Annotated in this window: 17 protein-coding genes; 9 read left to right on the top strand and 8 right to left on the bottom strand. The window is 65.0% G+C overall.

The genetic code is table 11. The features are described from left to right. Positions 1–29: 29 nt before the first annotated feature. From ACG2LG_RS22240 to rlmN, 3 genes are all read right to left on the bottom strand, one after another. Positions 30–416: an RNA-binding S4 domain-containing protein gene (locus ACG2LG_RS22240; RefSeq protein WP_396262802.1), complete on the bottom strand. Its 387-nt coding sequence runs from the start codon at positions 414–416 to the stop codon at positions 30–32. A gap of 5 nt (positions 417–421) precedes the next feature. Further along, on the bottom strand, positions 422–949 hold the full coding sequence (locus ACG2LG_RS22235) for a hypothetical protein (protein ID WP_396262801.1): 528 nt from the start codon (positions 947–949) through the stop codon (positions 422–424). Between the two features lie 248 nt (positions 950–1,197). Beyond that, the gene (gene rlmN / locus ACG2LG_RS22230; RefSeq protein WP_396262799.1) at positions 1,198–2,235 is read right to left on the bottom strand and encodes a 23S rRNA (adenine(2503)-C(2))-methyltransferase RlmN; all 1,038 of its coding nucleotides are present in this window, start codon (positions 2,233–2,235) and stop codon (positions 1,198–1,200) included. 169 nt (positions 2,236–2,404) lie between these two features. Here rlmN and ACG2LG_RS22225 point away from each other — a divergent pair, with 169 nt between their 5' ends. Then, entirely contained in the window at positions 2,405–4,246 is a 1,842-nt protein-coding gene (locus tag ACG2LG_RS22225; RefSeq protein ID WP_396262797.1) for a glycerophosphodiester phosphodiesterase family protein, read from the top strand. Further along, complete coding sequence (locus ACG2LG_RS22220; RefSeq protein ID WP_396262795.1) at positions 4,243–4,632, top strand: hypothetical protein; 390 nt, start codon at positions 4,243–4,245, stop codon at positions 4,630–4,632. Before ACG2LG_RS22225 ends, ACG2LG_RS22220 begins: the two co-directional genes overlap by 4 nt. On the opposite strand, the gene ACG2LG_RS22215 is transcribed toward ACG2LG_RS22220, so the two are convergent. Beyond that, on the bottom strand, positions 4,629–5,612 hold the full coding sequence (locus ACG2LG_RS22215) for a ThuA domain-containing protein (RefSeq protein ID WP_396262793.1): 984 nt from the start codon (positions 5,610–5,612) through the stop codon (positions 4,629–4,631). The two genes, ACG2LG_RS22220 and ACG2LG_RS22215, sit on opposite strands and share 4 nt — an antisense overlap. A 115-nt stretch (positions 5,613–5,727) precedes the next feature. Here ACG2LG_RS22215 and ACG2LG_RS22210 point away from each other — a divergent pair, with 115 nt between their 5' ends. Then, complete coding sequence (locus ACG2LG_RS22210; RefSeq protein ID WP_396262791.1) at positions 5,728–6,006, top strand: hypothetical protein; 279 nt, start codon at positions 5,728–5,730, stop codon at positions 6,004–6,006. On the opposite strand, the gene ACG2LG_RS22205 is transcribed toward ACG2LG_RS22210, so the two are convergent. Further along, on the bottom strand, positions 6,000–7,115 hold the full coding sequence (locus ACG2LG_RS22205) for a pyridoxal phosphate-dependent aminotransferase (protein ID WP_396262789.1): 1,116 nt from the start codon (positions 7,113–7,115) through the stop codon (positions 6,000–6,002). The genes ACG2LG_RS22210 and ACG2LG_RS22205 overlap by 7 nt on opposite strands. Positions 7,116–7,273: 158 nt before the next feature. Between ACG2LG_RS22205 and ACG2LG_RS22200 the strand changes: the two genes are divergently transcribed. Continuing rightward, positions 7,274–7,645, top strand: coding sequence for a hypothetical protein (locus ACG2LG_RS22200; protein WP_396262787.1), 372 nt, complete (start codon positions 7,274–7,276; stop codon positions 7,643–7,645). A gap of 52 nt (positions 7,646–7,697) precedes the next feature. Then, a complete protein-coding gene (locus ACG2LG_RS22195; RefSeq protein ID WP_396262785.1) occupies positions 7,698–10,400 on the top strand; it encodes a helicase-related protein in 2,703 nt (900 codons plus the stop codon). Between the two features lie 455 nt (positions 10,401–10,855). On the opposite strand, the gene ACG2LG_RS22190 is transcribed toward ACG2LG_RS22195, so the two are convergent. Then, on the bottom strand, positions 10,856–12,166 hold the full coding sequence (locus tag ACG2LG_RS22190) for an NAD(P)/FAD-dependent oxidoreductase (RefSeq protein ID WP_396262783.1): 1,311 nt from the start codon (positions 12,164–12,166) through the stop codon (positions 10,856–10,858). Between the two features lie 90 nt (positions 12,167–12,256). Between ACG2LG_RS22190 and ACG2LG_RS22185 the strand changes: the two genes are divergently transcribed. Then, complete coding sequence (locus tag ACG2LG_RS22185; protein WP_396262781.1) at positions 12,257–12,985, top strand: metalloprotease; 729 nt, start codon at positions 12,257–12,259, stop codon at positions 12,983–12,985. 3 nt (positions 12,986–12,988) lie between these two features. Here ACG2LG_RS22185 and ACG2LG_RS22180 read toward each other — a convergent pair whose 3' ends face one another. Beyond that, positions 12,989–13,726, bottom strand: a complete 738-nt coding sequence (locus ACG2LG_RS22180) for a sulfite exporter TauE/SafE family protein (RefSeq protein WP_396262779.1) — start codon at positions 13,724–13,726, stop codon at positions 12,989–12,991. A 41-nt stretch (positions 13,727–13,767) separates the two neighbouring features. Beyond that, complete coding sequence (locus ACG2LG_RS22175) at positions 13,768–14,298, bottom strand: hypothetical protein (RefSeq protein WP_396262776.1); 531 nt, start codon at positions 14,296–14,298, stop codon at positions 13,768–13,770. 130 nt (positions 14,299–14,428) lie between these two features. On the opposite strand from ACG2LG_RS22175, the gene ACG2LG_RS22170 reads away from it, so the two are divergent. The 3 genes from ACG2LG_RS22170 (at position 14,429) to ACG2LG_RS22160 (ending at position 17,916) form a co-directional block, all read left to right on the top strand. After that, complete coding sequence (locus ACG2LG_RS22170) at positions 14,429–15,709, top strand: argininosuccinate synthase (RefSeq protein ID WP_396262774.1); 1,281 nt, start codon at positions 14,429–14,431, stop codon at positions 15,707–15,709. 231 nt (positions 15,710–15,940) lie between these two features. Continuing rightward, a complete protein-coding gene (gene proS / locus ACG2LG_RS22165) occupies positions 15,941–17,452 on the top strand; it encodes a proline--tRNA ligase (RefSeq protein ID WP_396262772.1) in 1,512 nt (503 codons plus the stop codon). A 116-nt stretch (positions 17,453–17,568) separates the two neighbouring features. Then, the gene (locus ACG2LG_RS22160; protein WP_396262770.1) at positions 17,569–17,916 is read left to right on the top strand and encodes a hypothetical protein; all 348 of its coding nucleotides are present in this window, start codon (positions 17,569–17,571) and stop codon (positions 17,914–17,916) included. Positions 17,917–17,936: the final 20 nt, after the last annotated feature.

The following is a 17,936-nucleotide window of genomic DNA, read 5'->3' as shown; positions in this document are numbered from 1 at the left end:
TGCGCGAGTGGCCTCGCGCGGTCCTTGCTTCACTCGAAGAAGCCCCTCCGCTCCTCGATCTCCCGACGCTTCCGTTTCGTCGGCCGGCCCTGCTCGCCTTCCTTGCGGTGCGAGCGGCTCGACTGCCACTGGCGCCGCGTTTCGACCACGTCCGGCGGTGTCAGGTCCTCGCAGGCCAGCCGCGCCTGGGGCGCTCCGACCCGTTTCTCGATCAGTTCCACCACCCGCACCACCCGGGTCCCCGGTCCTTCGGGAAAGGGCAACTCGATCACCTCGTCACCCCGCAGGGAAGTCGAGGCCTTCAGAATCCGGCCGCCGGATTTCACCCGTCCGCTCTCGCAGGCCCGCGCCGCCACACCACGCGTCTTGAAAAGCCGCACCGCCCACATCCACTTGTCGACCCGTACGGTTTCCATCGTACTCAGACCAGCACCGGCACCGGATTCGTCAGCCCGGGAATGCCGAGCACATCGTCGGTGAACTGGTCCAGTCGCTCGCGGGTCGACTTCGAGAGCAGCCCGGCGATCTTCTCCATCTCCTCGCCCGAGATCGCGAAGCAGGGAAATTGCGGCACCATCCAGCGACCGACGAAGAGTCCGCAGATCAGGTGTTCCTCGCCCAGTTCCCGGCCGGAAAAGATGCAGCGCTCCAACGGGTCGTCGAAAAGCTCCGCCCGGCCGATTGCCTCGCGCAGATGCGACTCGATGCGCTGGCGGGATTCCTCGGAAAGCTCCTCGCGGATCCCGTCATGGCAGGGCTGGCAGATGGCATACTCGTAGACCGTCTCGCCCTTCTGGAAGGCCTTCTCGATCAGGTGGGGTTCATCCTCGTCAAAGGCACGCGAGCACACGGAGCAAATCTTGAACGGCCCTCCGGTTTCAAAGGAATGGAAACGCTCGGGGATCGGCTCGCGCTCGTCGGAGAAATCGGTGGGATCGTCGAAGGACATCACCGGAGCTAAGCGTCGATCGGCCGATTTCTCAACCCCTTGTGGAGTGGGAGTGGCGCTCTGCGAGCGCCATGACGGGGCCAGTCGGTGTCACCGGACCGACACAAGGTGGCTGGCCTGCTCGCGACCGGCAGCGATGCACACTCACGGCATTCTTGTGCGGCCGACTGCCAGGTTCCGCCTCCGACGGTCGTGACGAGACCACCCGAACCCCGCGACCTGGAGGTCGCCACGCCCCGCTATGGCGCTCAAAGAGCGCCACTCCGCGTTGCCAACTGCCCGCACCCAGCCCCGACGTCGATTCCCTTGCGCTGGCGGATGGTGGAGGGCAGCCCGGCATCCTGAAGCACCCGCTGAAAGGCGAGAACCTCCCCGGCGCCGGGTGCTTGCGGGGCGTAGCCGTCGGTCGGATTCAGCGGAATCAGGTTCACGTGCACATCCATGCCCTTCAGCAGTTCCGCAAGACGCCGTGCCTGGGCAACGTCGTCATTCACCCCGGCGATCAGCGTCCACGCGATAAAAACTCTTTGATTTCGAATCTCCGAAAACTCCCGGCACGCGTCCATCAGCTCGACCAAGGGCCAGCGGCGGTTGATCGGCACCAACGGCTCCCGCTCCTCGTCGGTGGCCCCGTGAAGGCTCACGGCGAGCGAATAGCGCTTCGGATGCCGCGCCAGCTTCCGGATGCCCGGCACATGGCCCACCGTGCTGATCGTGACCCGCGGGGCTCCGATGCCGAGCCCTCGCGTGTCGGTGAGCAATTCGAGAGCCTGCATCGTCGCCTCGAAATTATGCAGCGGCTCGCCCATGCCCATCATCACGATGTTGCGCAGCCGGTCGTCGTGGTTTTCGCGCAGCCAGGTTTCCAGAAAGCGCGCCTGGGCGATGATCTCGCCCACCTTGAGGTGCCGGCGAAAACCCATCTGCCCGGTGGCGCAGAACACGCAGCCCATGGCGCAGCCGACCTGGGTGCTCAGGCACGCGGTGTGGCGGCCCTTGAAGCCCATCAACACGCTCTCGACCTCCTGCCCGTCGGCCAGACGCAGGAGGAACTTCCGCGTCTCGCCATCGGCGCTCGGGGTCTCGGAAACCCGCGTCGCCTCCGTGCAAACCCCCGGGCGAGCCGCCAGCCAGCGCTCCAGCGGCGCTTCGAAATTGAGGCGTCGGCCGGTCTGGAGCCACCGGAAGAGCGGCACGGCGTGCGCCCGGCGAATGCCTTCGGCATCAAGCAACCGGACGACCTCCTCGAAGCCGAGGTGGTCGAGGGACGGGTCGGTGGATTCCACGCTCATCGGATCGACGGGTCCGGCCTCCCTTGCGCAAGCGCGACGGTGGCACGGTCCGGGGTTTCTCCAGCGCCCCGCCACGAAAGTCAAATTGAACCCAATCCTGCCCGAATCGCGGCAGACGGCGGTATCGGCGTGACTCCGGGAATTGCCGCGGCAAACTGCCGGCATGGCTGACGGCAAGGATGAGACCCCCGGCCAATGGCGGCTCTCCCGCGCCATCTGGCGACGTGTCTGGACGGTCCAGTCCCTGGTCATGCTCGTCGCACTGGCCGTCACGCTCCCGATTGCGTCAGCCTATCTCAATGTCGCCGTGCGCGGCTCCGACCAAGCGACACTGGTCGACCTGGATGTGCTCGGGGCACTGTTTTCGCCATCGGGTCTCGTGGTGCTCTTCATCATCGGCCTGCTGTGGCTCACCATCCAGGTACTGGGACACACCGCGCAGCTCATCATCGCTCACGAGACCCTGCACGGGCGGGAGATCAGCGTGCCGGCCTCCCTTCGCCACATGGCATCGCACGCCAAGGGCCTGCTGGTGCTGGTGCTGCGGTTCGCGTTGCAGTCCACGGCATTGGCCTCGCCCTTTTTGCTCCTTTCGGCCGGCATCCTGTACCTTCAGCTCGGCCAACGCGAACTGAACCACTACCTCGCGACCCGCCCTCCCGAGTTCGTGCTCGCCCTCACCCTGGTCGGCCTGCTGCTCGCCGGGATGATCTTTGCCCTGATCCGGCACCTCGTCGACTGGCTGCTGGCGCTGCCCCTGCTGCACTTTCACAACGAAGACCCCGCCGCAGCACGCCGCCGCAGCCGTCAACTCGCCGGCGGCCACCGGGCGAGACTCTTTCTGCAGCTGACCAGCTGGGTCTCGATTCCTCCGCTGCTGATCCTCGCGGTCGCCATCACCCTGATCTCCCCGCTGATCCGCTTCTCGGAAATGATGGACCACCGGATCGGACTCACGTCGCTGGTCGTCGTGATCGCCCTCGCCCTTTGCGCCGCGCTCGGATTCCTGGCACGTCTCATCGGCGCCTCCTTCTTCGCCGCCTACCACGCCCGCCTCGGGCTGCGCACGGGCCTCGATGCCGGAGAAACGGAAATCCCCGACGAAGCCCCGGACCGCATTCCCTGGGCTGTGGCCTGCGCTTCCATCCTCGTGATCGGCATCACGATCGTCGCCAGCTTCAACTGGCTCGAAGACCTGCGAAAGGATCCGCCCGTCGCCGTGGTCGCCCACCGGGGAGCTTCGCAGGACGCTCCCGAGAACACGCTCGCCGCCATCGAGGCGGCCATCGACGCCGGGGCCGACGTGGTCGAGATCGACGTCCAGCAGCACCCCTCGGGAGAACTCTACCTTTTCCACGACCGCGACCTGCGGCGCATCGCCAAGGAGCCGAGGCGCCTGCGCGAAATGGATGCCGAATCGATAGCGCAAGTCGATGCCGGGAGCTGGGGAAAATGGGCCACGTCGGAATTCAAGGGCGAGCGGATTCCCACGCTCAAGCAGGCCCTCGAAGCCTGTCGGGGCCGGATCCAGGTCATGATCGAGCTCAAGTCCTACGGTCCCAAGGACCCGATGGCGAAGGCCGTGATCGCCGCCGTCGAGAAGGCGGACATGGCCTCATCCGTCCGCATCATGAGCTTCGATCTCGAACTCGCCCGGCTCCTCAACGACACAAAACCGGACTGGCAGGTCGGCTTCGTCACCTCCGCCCCGCCGGAGCTTGCCGAGCTGCGGGAGTTCGACTTCCTCGCGGTCGGGATGGGCGTGCTGTCCCGCGATCTCACCCGCCGGGCCGGACAGACCGGGACGGAGATCTACGCGTGGACCTTGAACGACGGCATCGACCTTTCCTCCGCCGCCAGTCGCGGCGTCGCGGGCCTGATCACCGACCGGCCCACGACCGCCATCCGGGTGCTCCAGGAGCGAAGCCGCCTGAATCCTGCCGAGCGGCTGACCCTGGATCTCCTTTCACGGATCGCGATGATCCGCAAACTTCTCCACTCATGATCCGCCCGGCCCTCGCCATCCTGATTCTTCCCCTGCTCCCATCCTGCAAGCTCGTGCAGGTCCCCTTCCGCGTCGCGGGTGGCGTGGTCGAGGGCACGACGCACGTGGTCACCGCGCCCGGTCGCGCCATCGACAAGCGCAAGGATCGCAAGGAGGCCGAGAAGAAAAAGCAGGAAGCCCGCGAGCGGGCGGCACGAGGCAGCGGCGGCACGCTTTCCGGCGAGTCGCCCGGATTCGGCTCGTCGCCGTCCCTGGGTGGCGGCACCAATCTCGGCGGCGAAGGCATCCCGCTCGAGGCGGACCCGTCCATCATTCCGAATCCCGCCGACCTCCCGGCACCCCCACCGAACCGCGTCGACCCCCCGCTTCCCGAGTTCGACGATTAACCTTCGACGTCCTCCTTCTTCTCCCGGTGGTGGGGAATCTTCGGGGCCGGCTTGTTGCGCATCGCCTCGACGTCCGGGAGCTTGATCCATGGGTTCGGCTTGTCGTACTTGTCGAGATTGGCGTTCAACTCCTCCTCGGTCAGCGGCTTCGATTTGACCCCTCCCTCGGGGACTTCCATGCCGGCCGTCCAGACGATCGCATTGAGCACCACGGTGCGGAAGTCATCCAGGGCCCAGTTGCGATGGTAGTGCCCGCCGGTAAAGCCCACGCCGCGGCCACCGTCCTCGCGCTCCACCCCCCACATCAGGGTCTGGTCCTTGCCCATGCCGTCGGCACCGTACCAGTTCCAGAGGTTGATGTAGTTCCGCATCCGCTCGCGCGTCGGCACCGCGGTCACGAGGTCGAGCACCTTCTCGCGATCATCCTGGAAACGCATGTTGTAGTAAAACTCGTCGAGCGTCTCGAACTTCTCCGCGACCCCCTGCGAAATCGGATGCCCCGGCATCGGCTCAAGCTCGGCGAACCAGTGGGGATTGACCGAAAACCCGGTCTCCATCGCTGCTCCGACCCAGCGCCGCTGGTACTTCTCCGCCATCTCGACGGTCGGGTGCACCGCATAGTGGATGAACATCAGGCCCACGCCCTGCTTCGCCAACCCGTCCAGATACTCCCACTGCCCGGCGATGCCCTGCGAAGCATCGCAATAGACGATGATGGCATCGGCTCCCTCCATGATCTCCGGGGTCTTCGCCCACTCGACTCCGACGACCTCGGCCTTGACGTTGAGTCCGCTCTGTTCGTTGAGCGCCTTGGCCAGCAGCAGGCATCCCGCCCGGAACTCGTGGTCGCCTGAGGCGTGGCTGCGGTTTCCCGCGATGAACACGATCCGCTTGGCATCGGAGGCCTCCTTCGAAGGGATGGCGCCGACCAGGCAGGCCGCAAGCAGACAGAGGACGATGATCAGGGCGCTTCGTTGCATGGCGGAGACTACGCACGAAACAAAAAGTCCTTCCAGTCAGGATTGGTCCGGCTGGAAAATCCTCGAATTTCCATCGAATATGCCCGCGGAACCACCGTCATAAGGCCACACGATCATGAAAAACCGACTCTTCAAGCTCGCCCTCGTCGCGCTGCTGCCGGCGACCATCACCTCCTGCACGACCACCTACGATGCCTACGGCAATCCGGTCCAGTCCGTCACCCCGGAAGGAGCCGCCGCCATGGCCATCGGTGCCGCCGTGGTCGGAGCCGCCGTCGCGAACCACAACAACCGCGACAAACACTACTACAACAACTACGGCTACTACGGTCGCCCCTCTTATCATAACGGGCGGCGCTGCTACTACCGCGGCGGACGGCGTTACTACTACTGAGCCCCCGCCAGCCCGCACAGGATTTCCGCGCCCTCGCGCAGCTTGTCGTCGGGCACCGTGTAGCAGATCCGGAAATGGGTATCCTGCTCGCTGAAGACACCGCCCGGAATCACCAGCACGTTGTTGGCGATCGCCTGCTCGACGAACGAGGTGCCGGTGTGGCCGGCGGGTGCCTTGGCCCAGAGGTAGAAAGCCCCGTCCGGCGGGCCGATCTCGAAGCTGCCCTGCAGTGCGCCGACCATCAGGTCACGCTTGGCCCGATAGTTCTCGATATGCGGGCCGAGATCCACCGCCGGGCAGGCCAGTGCGGCATACTGCACGAATGACGGTGCGCAGACGAAGCTGTACTGCTGCACCTTGGCCATCGCCTGGATCACCTCCTCCGGCCCGCAGGCATAGCCGAGCCGCCAACCGGTCATGCCATAAGCCTTCGAGTGGCCGGCCAGCATCAGCGTGTCCTCGTAGATCTCGGCCATGGACACCATCTCGACGTAGGCGAAGCGCCGGTAAATCTCATCGCTGATCACCAGCAGCCCGTGCTTGCGGCAAACCGTCGCCACCGACTCCAGCTCGACGCGCGACAGGATGCGGCCGGTCGGGTTGCTCGGGGAATTCAGCAGCAGGAGCTTGGTCCGCGGGGTGATCAGTGACTCCAGCCGGTCCGGGTCGATGCCAAAGCCACTGCCATAAGTATCGAGGTAGACCGGGGTGCCGCCGAACAGCGCCACCAGGTGCTTGTACATCACGAAGTAGGGATCCGGAATGATCACCTCGTCGCCCTCCTCGACCAAAGCCAACAACGCGAGGAACAATCCGCCACTGACCCCCGAGGTTACCAGCAACTCGGATTCCTTCCACTCCCGCCCGGTGAAGGATTTCTCCTCCTCCAGCAGCAGCGGCCTCAACTCGGCCGCCCCCTGGGTCGGCGTGTAGCTGTTGCGACCGGCATCGATGGCCTCGTGCGCCGCGGCCTTGACCTCGCCGGGGACGTCGAAATCGGGCTGGCCGATCGAGAGATTCACCGGGTTCTTCATCGATTTCGCCAGATCGAACACCTTGCGGATACCCGAGGCATCGATCCGACCCGTGCGCGTCGCCAGTCGTGACATGCGCCATTCCTTGCAGCCCTTTCCACGGTTGACCAGCCCGACCACGCGAAACCTTCATTCATCGAAGATACTTCGACCCCTTGAATAACATAACTCATTGAATATCTTTCACATATCTTTGATTGCACTTTCCGCCAGCCCGCCATGATTGGGATGTTATGAAACGGTTCATCCTCCCCCTGATCACCCTCCTCCTCGCCCTTCCCACCGCCCTCGCCAACGGGTGGGTCACCCTCAGCGGCATCGGCGACCGCATCGAACTGAAGAAGGGCGAGGTGGCGCTTCTCGTCTCCGCGTCCGAGCCGTCGTACGTGATCGTTGAAAAGCCCGACCGTCAGCGCCTCGCCATGAACGTGCGACCCGATCATCAGGAGCATCGTTTCTTCGAGCCGATCGGACGGCCGGAGCGGGACGATGTCATCATCGGCTGGCAGAAGCCCTTCCCTGTCGCAGGCCCGTGCGTCATCGAGTTGCGCACTCCGGCAGCTCTGACAATCCGGACACACGGCCGCCCGGCCCAAACTCGCTGAACGGCCCCATTGTGCTTTCCGTTTCCGTCCGGCGGAACTAAACGGGCCGCTCATGGCCAAACCCGTCCCCGGACAACGCTGGATCTCCACCTCCGAGCCCACCCTCGGGCTCGGGATCGTGGTCGAAGTCCCGCACGGGCGGGTCAAACTCGACTTCCCCGCCGCCGAGGAAACGCGGCTCTACGCGCTCGAGTCCGCCCCGCTGGTCCGCGTCCGCTTCAAGCCGGGAGACCTCATCGCCCGCAGCGACGGCTCCGACTTCACCGTCCGCGAGTCCCGCGAGGAAGCCGGACTCCTCATCTACGTCGGTGAGGATGGCGATCTGCCCGAGACCGAGCTCCTCGACTCGCTGAGCTTCACCTCGCCCGAGGACCGTCTGCTTGCCGGCCTCTGCGACGACCCGCGCGACTTCGATCTGCGCGGGCGGGTCCTCGATTGGAACACGAAGCTCCGCCGCTCTCCCGAGCGGGGATTCCGCGGAGCCCGCATCGACCTCATCCCGCACCAGTTGGCCATCGTCGCCGAGGCCTGTCGGCGTCTCCATCCCCGGATCATGCTCGCCGACGAAGTCGGCCTGGGAAAAACGATCGAGGCCTGCCTCATCCTCCAGCATCTGCACCTCACCGGCCGGGCCGACCGGGTGCTGATCCTCGTTCCGGAACCGCTCGTCCACCAGTGGTTCGTCGAGCTGCTGCGCCGCTTCAACCTGCTCTTCACCATCGCCGATGAATCCCGCTGTGCCGCCATCACCGAGCACCAGCCGGACGCCAACCCCTTCGAGGAGTCGCAACTCATCCTCGCCCCGATCCCGCTCCTCAGCGATCAACCCGGGCGCGCGGCACAGGCCGTCGAAGCCGGGTTCGACCTCCTGATCGTCGACGAAGTCCACCACCTCGAATGGACGGAGGAAGAGCCCTCCGCCGAGTATGCCGTCGTGGAGGCCCTCGCCAGCGGCATCCCCTCGCTGCTCCTGCTCACGGCGACCCCCCAGCAACTCGGGCCGTCCGGCCACTTCGCCCGGCTCCGCCTGCTCGATCCCCATCGCTACAGCGACCCGCAGGCATTCCGGCTGGAAACCGAGCGCTACGCCCCGCTCGCCGCCGTCGTCGATCAACTCGACTCCGGCGGACTCCCCGACTCGCTCGGGGATTTCGACCAACCCTCTTCGAGGACGCTCCTCGAGGCATTGCGGAAAGGCGACGAATCGGCGCGCCAACCACTCATCCGCGAGCTCATCGACGGCTTCGGCACCGGCCGGGTGCTGTTCCGCAACACGCGCCGCCAGCTCACCGGCTTTCCCGGACGCGAACCCCGGCTGCATCCGCTGCCGGAGGGGACCTCCCCCTACAAATGGCTGGCCGACCTGATCCGCGGGCTTCCCGGCGACGAGAAGATTTTGCTGATCACCGGCAGTCCGGAAGCGGCCATCGCAACCCGCGAAAAGCTGCTCGAGCAGATCCACGTCGAGTCCGCCCTCTTCCACGAGGGCCTCTCGCTCATCCAGCGCGACCGCAATGCGGCCTGGTTCGCCGATCCCGCCGGGGCCCGCATCCTGATCTCCTCGGAAATCGGCAGCGAAGGCCGGAACTTCCAGTTCGCGCGACACCTGGTGCTTTTCGGACTGCCCCGCGACCCGGAGCTCCTCGAGCAACGCATCGGCCGCCTCGACCGCATCGGCCAGACCGGGACCATCCACATCCACGTTCCCTACGGCGTGGATAGTATTTCGGAAAAGCTCGCCCGCTGGTTCCACGAGGGGCTCGACGCCTTCAGCCACCCGCTGCGCGGTGCCACCACCCTCGCCGAGGAACTGCTGCCGGAGTTCGATGAACTCGCCACCCAAGACGACGATGCCGCTTTCGAAGCCTTTCTCGAGCGCAGCCGTGAACGCGCCGCACAGGTCGCCGGAGAACTCGACTCCGGCCACGACCGCTTGCTCGAGCTCAGCGCCCCCGCCCCGGAGCTCGCCACGGACCTGACCGAGGCCATCGAGGCACACGACCACGATCCGGCGCTCGAGCGCTTCGTCATCCGGCTCTTCGACCGCCTCGGCCTCGACGTCGCCGACCACTCGTCGCGGACCTACCACCTGTCCCGAGGCCAGCGCCTGAGCGAGACCTTCGCGGACCTGCCCGACGAAGGCGTCTCCGCCACCTTCGACCGGACCACGGCGCTCGGCCGCGAGGATCTGGAACTGCTGAGCGGTGACCACCCGATGGTCCGCGGAGCGATCGACTCCCTGCTCGCCTCGGAAACGGGCAACGCCTCCTTCGCCCTCTGGGAAACCGGCAAGGGCAAGGGCGTGCTGCTGGAAACCCGCTTCATTCTCGAGACGCTGGCACCGGGCCGGCTCCACCTCGACCGATTCCTCCCGCCCACCGCCATCCGGACGATGACCGACCACCGGGGGACCGACCGCTCCTCCCACGTCATCCCCCCGGCGGCTCTCAAGCCCGGCAGCGCCCGCCGGCTCGTGGGCCAGGAAACCTTCCGCAAGGAGCTGTTCCCCACCATGCTTCAGGCCGCCCGCTCGCTGGCGGAGGAGCAGGTCGAAAGCGCGATCAAAGCCGCCACGGCCACCGCCAGAAGAACCATCACCGCCGAGATCGGCCGACTCAAGGCGCTCGCCGAGCGAAATCCCCGGATCGAGCAGGACGAAATCACCGCGCTGGAAAGCACCCTCGCGGAATCCACCGCCGCCCTCCGCAAGGCCCGCCTCCGCCTCGACAGCCTCCGCCTCATCTGGCGGACGTAGGACATTACCTCCTCAACCTACTGTGATTCGGACTCACCCAGCGAATTCACGACCGTCATCCTTCTAATTTCAAGATACGGGATTCCCTTAGGGAGATCGACACTCCATCGATACCCTGCCTGCTTGCAGATGGCATCCACGGCGGCAGCGAAGCTGATGGATTCAGCATTCAGGGTTACGGTCACCTTCTCTTTTTCGTCAGGCAAATTGGGGTTCCCCCGAATGAAGTAGTTGATGACACCCGTCCCTGGAATACCACCTCGGGCATTCTCAGGTTTGTTCGATCCCAGTCTCTGAAGGATGCTAAGGGCGTCGATCAGATCAAGATCCTGAAAGAGTAAATGAATGTCGAGATTCCATCCCCTAAGCGGCGCACCGCCCCAAAAGAATCGCCCTCAGAGCCCACCGATCACCGCTCACCGCTCACTGATCACTTGGCACCCCGCCGAAGGCGGCTACACCATCACCGCGTAGTGCTCCGGCGGCTCGGTGTCCCAGATGAGATGCTTGGAGGTGTGACTGACCAGCCCGCGCCCGTAGCGGCTGCGGGTGCTCACCCCGGAAACCATCCGCGTGATGTTCTTGCTGAGGTGTTTCTCCATCATGGACGGAAAGGCCCACTTCTTGTACCTCTTGCTCAAATTACTACCTCCTTCGTACATTGAGAAGATCCGGCCGTCGTAGAAATACTCGATGATCTCCGCCCAGGCCGCATGCCAGTCGTTCATCTCGGCCTCGACCCGGGCGAAGCCCGCCAGCAACCGGTCGGGACGTTCCAGAACCGCGGGACCCTTCCTGAAAACCTTCCGGTCCAGGAGGTCCGCCATGTGCATCGCCATGAAGAGCCCCGGGGAAAGCATCGGATCCACGAATCCGTGCGAGTCACCCACCGCGACCCAGCCGGGCCCGTGCCCGCGCTCGGAAATCAGCTGGTAGTTGGTGTAGGCCATCACCTCGCTCACCCGCTTCCGCCCCCGCCCGGCGTCGCGCAGGATCGGCTCCGAGTCGATGATCGATTCGAGACGCTCCTCCGGTGTCGATCCGTGCTGCTTCGCCGTCTTCGAATCGACCACGACGCCCACCGACAGCCGCCCGGGCAGCGGAATGCGCCAAGACCAGCCGTGATCGAGGATCGAGAGAACCACCTGCCCGTCGACCGAGCTTTCGGCATCGAAACCCTCGTAGTGCGCGAAATAGGCCGCATCGCTTCGCTTGCCGCGCTTGGCGGCCAGATCCAGCGTCCGTGCAAAGAGCCGGGCCCGCCCGGTGCTGTCCACCAGCAGCTTCGGATGCTCACCGCCAAGCTGGGGCACCTCGGCGATCGTTTCCGCCGCAAGCTGGACCTCCCGTCCCCCTTCCCCCGGCTCGACCTTCGCGCGGCAGGTCACAAATTCGACGCCCAACTCCTCGGCCCGCGTCCGCAACAGCTCGTCGTATTCGGGCCTCGGAATGTTGTAGGCATAGTTCGGCGTCTTGCCGAGGACCCCGGCAGGGAAGAGGAAATCAAGCCGCAGCCCGCCGCGGTGCATGAAGGCCACCCCCGGCTTGAAGGTCGAAAATTCCTTTACCCGGTCCTCGATGCCCAGCCGCCGCATCAGATCCACCACCGTCGGCAGCAGCGACTCGCCGACCAGCAGGTCGGGCCGCTTCGCATCATCAAAGCAAAGAACCTTGAACCCCCGCTCGGCCAGAAGCGCTCCGAGCGTGCAGCCGGCGGGACCGGCACCAACGATTGCCACATCGACCTTGCGGATCACCCTCGACATCTAAGGCCTGCTCCCCGTTCCCGCAAGTCCTGCTAGGCTTTGGAGACCCTCGCTTGCCGCCGGGCCGAATCCTGCTTAAGTCGCCCCGCCATGCTCCGCTTCTCGCTCTTTGGGATCCCTGTCGAGGTCCAGCCGTTTTTCTGGATCGTCATCGCGATGTTCGGGGGTGCCCTTTCCATTTCGTCGTCCTCGGACCTGATGGGCACGGCGGTCTTCATGGTGGCCGCCACCGCTTCCATCCTTGTCCACGAGTTCGGCCATGCGCTCACCGGTCGGCGCCTCGGCGGGGGCTCGGTGCGGATCGTCCTGTGGGCTTTCGGCGGTCTCGCCTACAACGAGGGTGGCCGGTTCACCCGCTCCCAGCGCTTCTGGATGATCTTCATGGGGCCGGGCGCCGGCTTTCTCTTCCTGGCACTGGTCCTGGTCCTGCTCGCCGTGTTCCTCGGGCCGAAGGAGGCCGTCGGCTGCTTCAGCTGGGCGGCCTTCCGGGTCGTGCCGGAGCCCTTCATCACCGACGCCCTCAAGGAGTTTGTCGACCCGGGGAACCCCAATCCGCGCTGGTGGATCGCGCGCTCGCTGATCTGGATCAACTTCTGGTGGAGCCTGATCAACCTGCTCCCGGTGCTGCCCCTCGACGGCGGCCAGATCGCCAACCTCTGGGTGCATCCGCAGCGCCGGATGTTCCTCGTGTCGGCCATCACCGGCGCCTCGATGGCTCTCTTCGGGTTCGCGGTCATGGGCAGCCTCTACGTCGCCATCCTGTTCGGATTCCTCGCCTACCGGAGCTACCAGGATTTCCAGTCGGGCGGCTTCCGCTGAGGTTCAGACCAGCATCTTGATCGCCGCGACCGCGGCAAAGAACAGGATCATCCATTCGAAGGCCCGCTGCGGCACCTTCTGGAGCGCGCTTTTGCCAATCCAGATGCCGAGCACGATCGCGGGAGCCAGCCGGATGTTGGTCCACAGGGTCTCCCAGGTGATCGAGCCGAGGTTCTGGTTCAGCGGCACCTTGATCAGGTTGATCAGCAGGAAAAAGCGGGCGCCGATCCCGATCAGTTCCATTTTCGGCACCCGCCGGGAAAGCAGGTAGAGCTGGAAGACCGGGCCGGCCGCATTGGCCAGCATGGTCGTCACGCCGGCCGCCACCCCGGCCCCGGTGCCGAAGGCCCGGTGGTCGGCGATCGCCTCCAGCAGCTTCGGCTTCAGCACCCGCAGGGACTGCAGGGCGAGCAGCATCAGGATGAGGCAGCCGATGATCCGGCGGGCCACGATTTCCGGCACGTTTCCCAAGAGCCACCAGCCGGCCCCGACCCCGACCAGCGCCGCCGGCAGCAGCCGCCAGACGTCGTGCCAGGACCCGTATTTCCGAAATGCCGGATAGACGATCAGGTCGGCGATGATCAGCAGCGGCAACGCAAACCCGGCCTGGAGCCTGGCATCGAAAAGATGGGTGAAGATCGCCACCGCCAGCAGCGAGGTCCCGCTGAAGCCCGCCTTGGCCACACCGATGCAGAACGCTGCGAACAGCGCCAGGGCCCAGGCATCCGCTCCCTCCAACACGCCCCTGCCTTAGGGGGCGCCGCAGCGGGCGGCAAGTCCAGTCAGCCACCGATCAGTTGCATCAGCTGGGAAACCACGAACCCGACCGGCAGTGCTGCCATGATCGTGAACCAGAAGCCGCCAATCGCGATGACTCCCATGTTGTAGGTCCGCTGGTTGAGGATCGCCCCTGGAACCCCGAAGATGTGAATTCCATAGAGGCTGATCGGAATCACCTCGTCGCCCACGAAAGGCATGGAGATGCCCAGCAGCATCCCAATGAGCCCGAAGAGAATCGAGAGCCACAAGCCGACAAGCAGCAGGACGGAGATCCCGCCCAATACGTCACCGATCACGCCGTTGATCCGCCGCTGGCGGGTCACCTCGGGAGTCGGCACCGGGAAACCCGGACGCACCAACTCCTTGAGCCGCAAGTTCCCGTCGCTTGGCAGCTCGCCGGTGACGAGTTTCACCGTCGGCTGATATTCGGTCGTGCGGGGTGACCGCTCGCGCCGGCGCTGGCCCGTGAACGGGACCGGTCCGGGCGAAGGATCGAGGATCATCCTCTTCCGCATGACGTTTGGTGATTTCATGACGCCGGGATCGTCCCACCGCCTCGGGTTCCCGCCCATGGGAACCGGATGCCTCTTTTGGAACGCATCCCGGCCCCATTGAATTTTGGAGTTTCAAGTTTCAAGTTTCCCCCCTACCCCTCGCCCCGACATGAAGATCGTCGTCGCCTATTCGGGAGGTCTCGATACCTCCGTCCTGCTGCTCTGGCTCAAGGAAAAGTACAATGCCGAGATTATCGCCTACTGTTCCGACTGCGGGCAGGGCGACGAGCTCGACGGCCTCGAGGAGAAGGCCCTCAAGACCGGTGCCTCGAAATGCTACATCGACGACCAGAAGGAGGAGTTCGCCCGCGACTTCATCTTCCCCATGTTCCAGGCCAACGCGATCTACGAGGGCCGCTACCTGCTCGGCACCTCGATCGCCCGCCCCTGCATCACCAAGGGCATGGTCGAGGTGGCGAAGAAGGAAGGCGCCGACGCCATCGCCCACGGCGCCACCGGCAAGGGCAACGACCAGGTCCGCTTCGAGCTTTCCGCCGCTGCGCTCGCGCCGGACATCAAGGTAATCGCCCCGTGGCGCGACGCCGAATTCCGCGCGCAGTTCCCCGGCCGCAAGGAAATGATCGCCTACGCCGAGGCCCACGACATCCCGGTCAAGGCATCGATGAAGAAGCCCTACTCGATGGACCGCAACCTGTTGCACATTTCCTTCGAGGCCGGGGCACTGGAGGACACCTGGTATGACGCCACCGGCGAGGCCGATCGCGACATGTACGTGCTTTCGGTCTCCCCCGAGGAGGCGCCCGACCAGCCGCAGTATCTCCAGTGCCTCTTTGAAAAGGGCAACATCATCGGCCTGCAGACCGAGGGGCTCGCCGAACTCATTGCCGAACTCGGGGACTTTTCGGTCGAGGGGGAAAAGGACGGCTACACGCTGCTCACTCCCTACGGCGTGATGCGCGTGCTCAATGCCCTCGGCGGCAGGCACGGCATCGGCCGGGTCGACATCGTCGAGAACCGCTTCGTCGGCATGAAGTCCCGCGGCATCTACGAGACACCCGGCGGGACCATCCTGCTCGCCGCCCACCGTGACCTCGAAACACTGGTCATCGACCGCGAACTTCAGCAGACCCGCGACACGCTCATCCCCAAGTATGCCCAGCTCGTCTACAACGGCTTCTGGTTCGCGCCCGAGCGCGAGGCGATCCAGGCACTGGTCACCGAGAGCCAGAAGACGGTCAGCGGCGAGGTCCGGGTGAAGCTCTACAAGGGCAACGTCATGCAGGCCGGCCGCCGCAGTCCGCACAGCATGTATTCCGAAGCCATCGCCACCATGGAAGGCGGCCAGGAAGAGGCCTACAACCAGGACGACGCCACCGGCTTCATCGCGCTGAACGCCCTCCGCCTCAAGGCCAACGCCCGGCAGAAGTAGGTGGGCCGCCGATGATGATATCGGCACCCCACAACCCCGGAAGATGCCGATTCGGAGATCGGCGGTCCTCTCCAAGCCCCGCGCCCCCACCCGGACGCGGGATTTCTCGTGGCGAATCGGCAAAAAAACCACATTGGACGCCCGCCTCACTTTCCCCTAATTCATTCACGCCGCAGCGCGGCGGCCTTTCTCCACTGATCACCGATCACCGTCCACGGATCACTTCCAGCCATGCCCAAACCAAAGAACGCCATCCAGCCCACCCGCTCCGAGGATTTCCCCGAGTGGTACCAGCAGGTCATCAAGGCCGCCGACATGGCGGAAAACTCGGAGACCCGCGGGTGCATGGTGATCAAGCCGTGGGGCTTCGGGATCTGGGAACTGATCCAGCAGCAGCTCGACCGGCGATTCAAGGAAACCGGCCACTCCAACGCCTACTTCCCGCTGCTCATCCCGATCTCCTACCTGGAAAAGGAAGCAGAGCACGCCGAAGGCTTCGCCACCGAATGCGCGGTCGTCACCCACCACCGTCTCGAAACGGTCAAGGACGAGGAAACCGGCAAGACGAAGATGATTCCCACCGGCGAACTCGCCGAGCCCTACGTCATCCGGCCGACTTCCGAGACCATCATCGGCGCCGCCTTCTCGCGCTGGGTCCAGAGCTACCGCGACCTGCCGCTGCTGATCAACCAGTGGGCCAACGTGATGCGCTGGGAGATGCGTCCGCGCCTGTTCCTGCGCACCGCCGAGTTCCTCTGGCAGGAAGGCCACACCGCCCACGAAACCAAGGCGGAGGCAATCGAGGAAACCGAGATGATCCACCGTCTCTACGCCGACTTCCTGCGCGACCACCTCGCGATTCCGGTGATCCCCGGCGAAAAGACCGAGAACGAACGATTCCCCGGCGCCGAGATCACGCTGACCGTCGAGGCCATGGTGCAGGACAAGAAGGCCATTCAGGCCGGCACCTCGCACTTCCTCGGCCAGAACTTCTCCAAGGCGCAGGACATCTCGTTCACCGGTCGTGAAGGCGCGATCGAACACGCCCACACCACCTCGTGGGGGGTCTCCACCCGGCTCATCGGCACCTTGATCATGGCGCATGCCGACGACGACGGCATGGTGCTTCCGCCGCGCGTGGCGACCCAGCAGATCGTCATCATTCCCATCACGCCGAAGGACGACTCGCGCGAGGCCGTGCTCGACGCCTGCCAGGCGCTTGCCACGACCCTGCGGCACCACAAGTTCCACGACGACCCGTTGCGCGTGCACGTCGACGACCGCGACGTGCCCGGCAAGAAATGGGAGTGGGTCAAGAAGGGCGCGCCGATCCGGATCGAGATCGGCCCCCGCGACCTCGAGGGCAGCAAGGTCTGCCTCCAGCGCCGCGACCGCGCGCCGAACGACAAGGAGTTCATCGATCAGGACGAGTTCATCCAGAACGTCGACCAGATCCTTCAGGACATCCACAACGGCCTGCTCGAGCGTGCCCTGCATTTCCGCGACCAGAACATCGGCCGCTGCGGCTCGATCGACGAATTCGACGCCCACTGGGCGCAGGACAGCCCCGGCTGGCTGCTCACGCCGTGGGAGGGCAGCAACGAGCAGGAGGAGGAACTGAGCAAGAAGCACAAGATCACCATCCGCTGCATCCCGCTCGACCATCAGGACGGTGCGGAAATGCCCTGCCTCCTCACCGGCACCCCCACCCGCCGCCGGGTGATCTGGGGCCGGAGTTATTGAGTGGGGAGAGCGGGTTTGCAACCCGCTCCATCGGTCCAGCGGGTTGCAAACCCGCGTTCCCGGTTCCTCGCCACTTCCGCATTGCTGCTCAAACTGCGACATGATTGAGCTGTGCCATGTTTATGAAGGCCCTTCAGGCGCTCGATTTCCATTCCTTTCAGGCTGAAAACGCTCCCAGCGACGACCCCGACCTTTCCGCAGCGAGGCATGCTTCACTTCAAGCTGCCAGGGAGGAATACTCGAGGATTGAGGAAGCCATTGCAGCTACCCGAGAGGAGATCACCGCCTGGCGACAGACGTTGGCGCGAGGCGACCTGAAGGTCGTCTCACCTCCGGCCGAACCTTCGGCTCCTGCTTCGCCAAATATCCCGCTCCATCTTCTTGGGGGCATCGCGGCTGGCCTCGTCCTCGGCCTCATCGCACCCCTCGTCCTCATCCCCATCCTTCACGTGGTGAAGAAATAGGGAGCGCGGACGTGGCCGGG

Origin of the sequence: Haloferula sp. A504, from assembly GCF_044385805.1 — a bacterium.
In the GTDB taxonomy this organism is placed as follows: Bacteria; Verrucomicrobiota; Verrucomicrobiia; order Verrucomicrobiales; family Akkermansiaceae; genus Haloferula.
This window is presented reverse-complemented; position numbering and strand designations above follow the sequence as displayed.

Excerpts from the sequence above, each read along its gene's own strand:
- ACG2LG_RS22175 (WP_396262776.1), bottom strand. The coding sequence starts at position 14,298 with ATGAAATCACCAAACGTCATGCGGAAGAGGATGATCCTCGATCCTTCG.
- ACG2LG_RS22205 (WP_396262789.1), bottom strand. The coding sequence starts at position 7,115 with ATGTCACGACTGGCGACGCGCACGGGTCGGATCGATGCCTCGGGTATC.
- ACG2LG_RS22195 (WP_396262785.1), top strand. The coding sequence starts at position 7,698 with ATGGCCAAACCCGTCCCCGGACAACGCTGGATCTCCACCTCCGAGCCC.
- ACG2LG_RS22235 (WP_396262801.1), bottom strand. The coding sequence starts at position 949 with ATGTCCTTCGACGATCCCACCGATTTCTCCGACGAGCGCGAGCCGATC.
- ACG2LG_RS22240 (WP_396262802.1), bottom strand. The coding sequence starts at position 416 with ATGGAAACCGTACGGGTCGACAAGTGGATGTGGGCGGTGCGGCTTTTC.
- ACG2LG_RS22185 (WP_396262781.1), top strand. The coding sequence starts at position 12,257 with ATGCTCCGCTTCTCGCTCTTTGGGATCCCTGTCGAGGTCCAGCCGTTT.
- ACG2LG_RS22200 (WP_396262787.1), top strand. The coding sequence starts at position 7,274 with ATGAAACGGTTCATCCTCCCCCTGATCACCCTCCTCCTCGCCCTTCCC.
- ACG2LG_RS22160 (WP_396262770.1), top strand. The coding sequence starts at position 17,569 with ATGTTTATGAAGGCCCTTCAGGCGCTCGATTTCCATTCCTTTCAGGCT.
- ACG2LG_RS22190 (WP_396262783.1), bottom strand. The coding sequence starts at position 12,166 with ATGTCGAGGGTGATCCGCAAGGTCGATGTGGCAATCGTTGGTGCCGGT.
- ACG2LG_RS22220 (WP_396262795.1), top strand. The coding sequence starts at position 4,243 with ATGATCCGCCCGGCCCTCGCCATCCTGATTCTTCCCCTGCTCCCATCC.
- ACG2LG_RS22210 (WP_396262791.1), top strand. The coding sequence starts at position 5,728 with ATGAAAAACCGACTCTTCAAGCTCGCCCTCGTCGCGCTGCTGCCGGCG.
- ACG2LG_RS22170 (WP_396262774.1), top strand. The coding sequence starts at position 14,429 with ATGAAGATCGTCGTCGCCTATTCGGGAGGTCTCGATACCTCCGTCCTG.
- ACG2LG_RS22215 (WP_396262793.1), bottom strand. The coding sequence starts at position 5,612 with ATGCAACGAAGCGCCCTGATCATCGTCCTCTGTCTGCTTGCGGCCTGC.
- proS (WP_396262772.1), top strand. The coding sequence starts at position 15,941 with ATGCCCAAACCAAAGAACGCCATCCAGCCCACCCGCTCCGAGGATTTC.
- ACG2LG_RS22225 (WP_396262797.1), top strand. The coding sequence starts at position 2,405 with ATGGCTGACGGCAAGGATGAGACCCCCGGCCAATGGCGGCTCTCCCGC.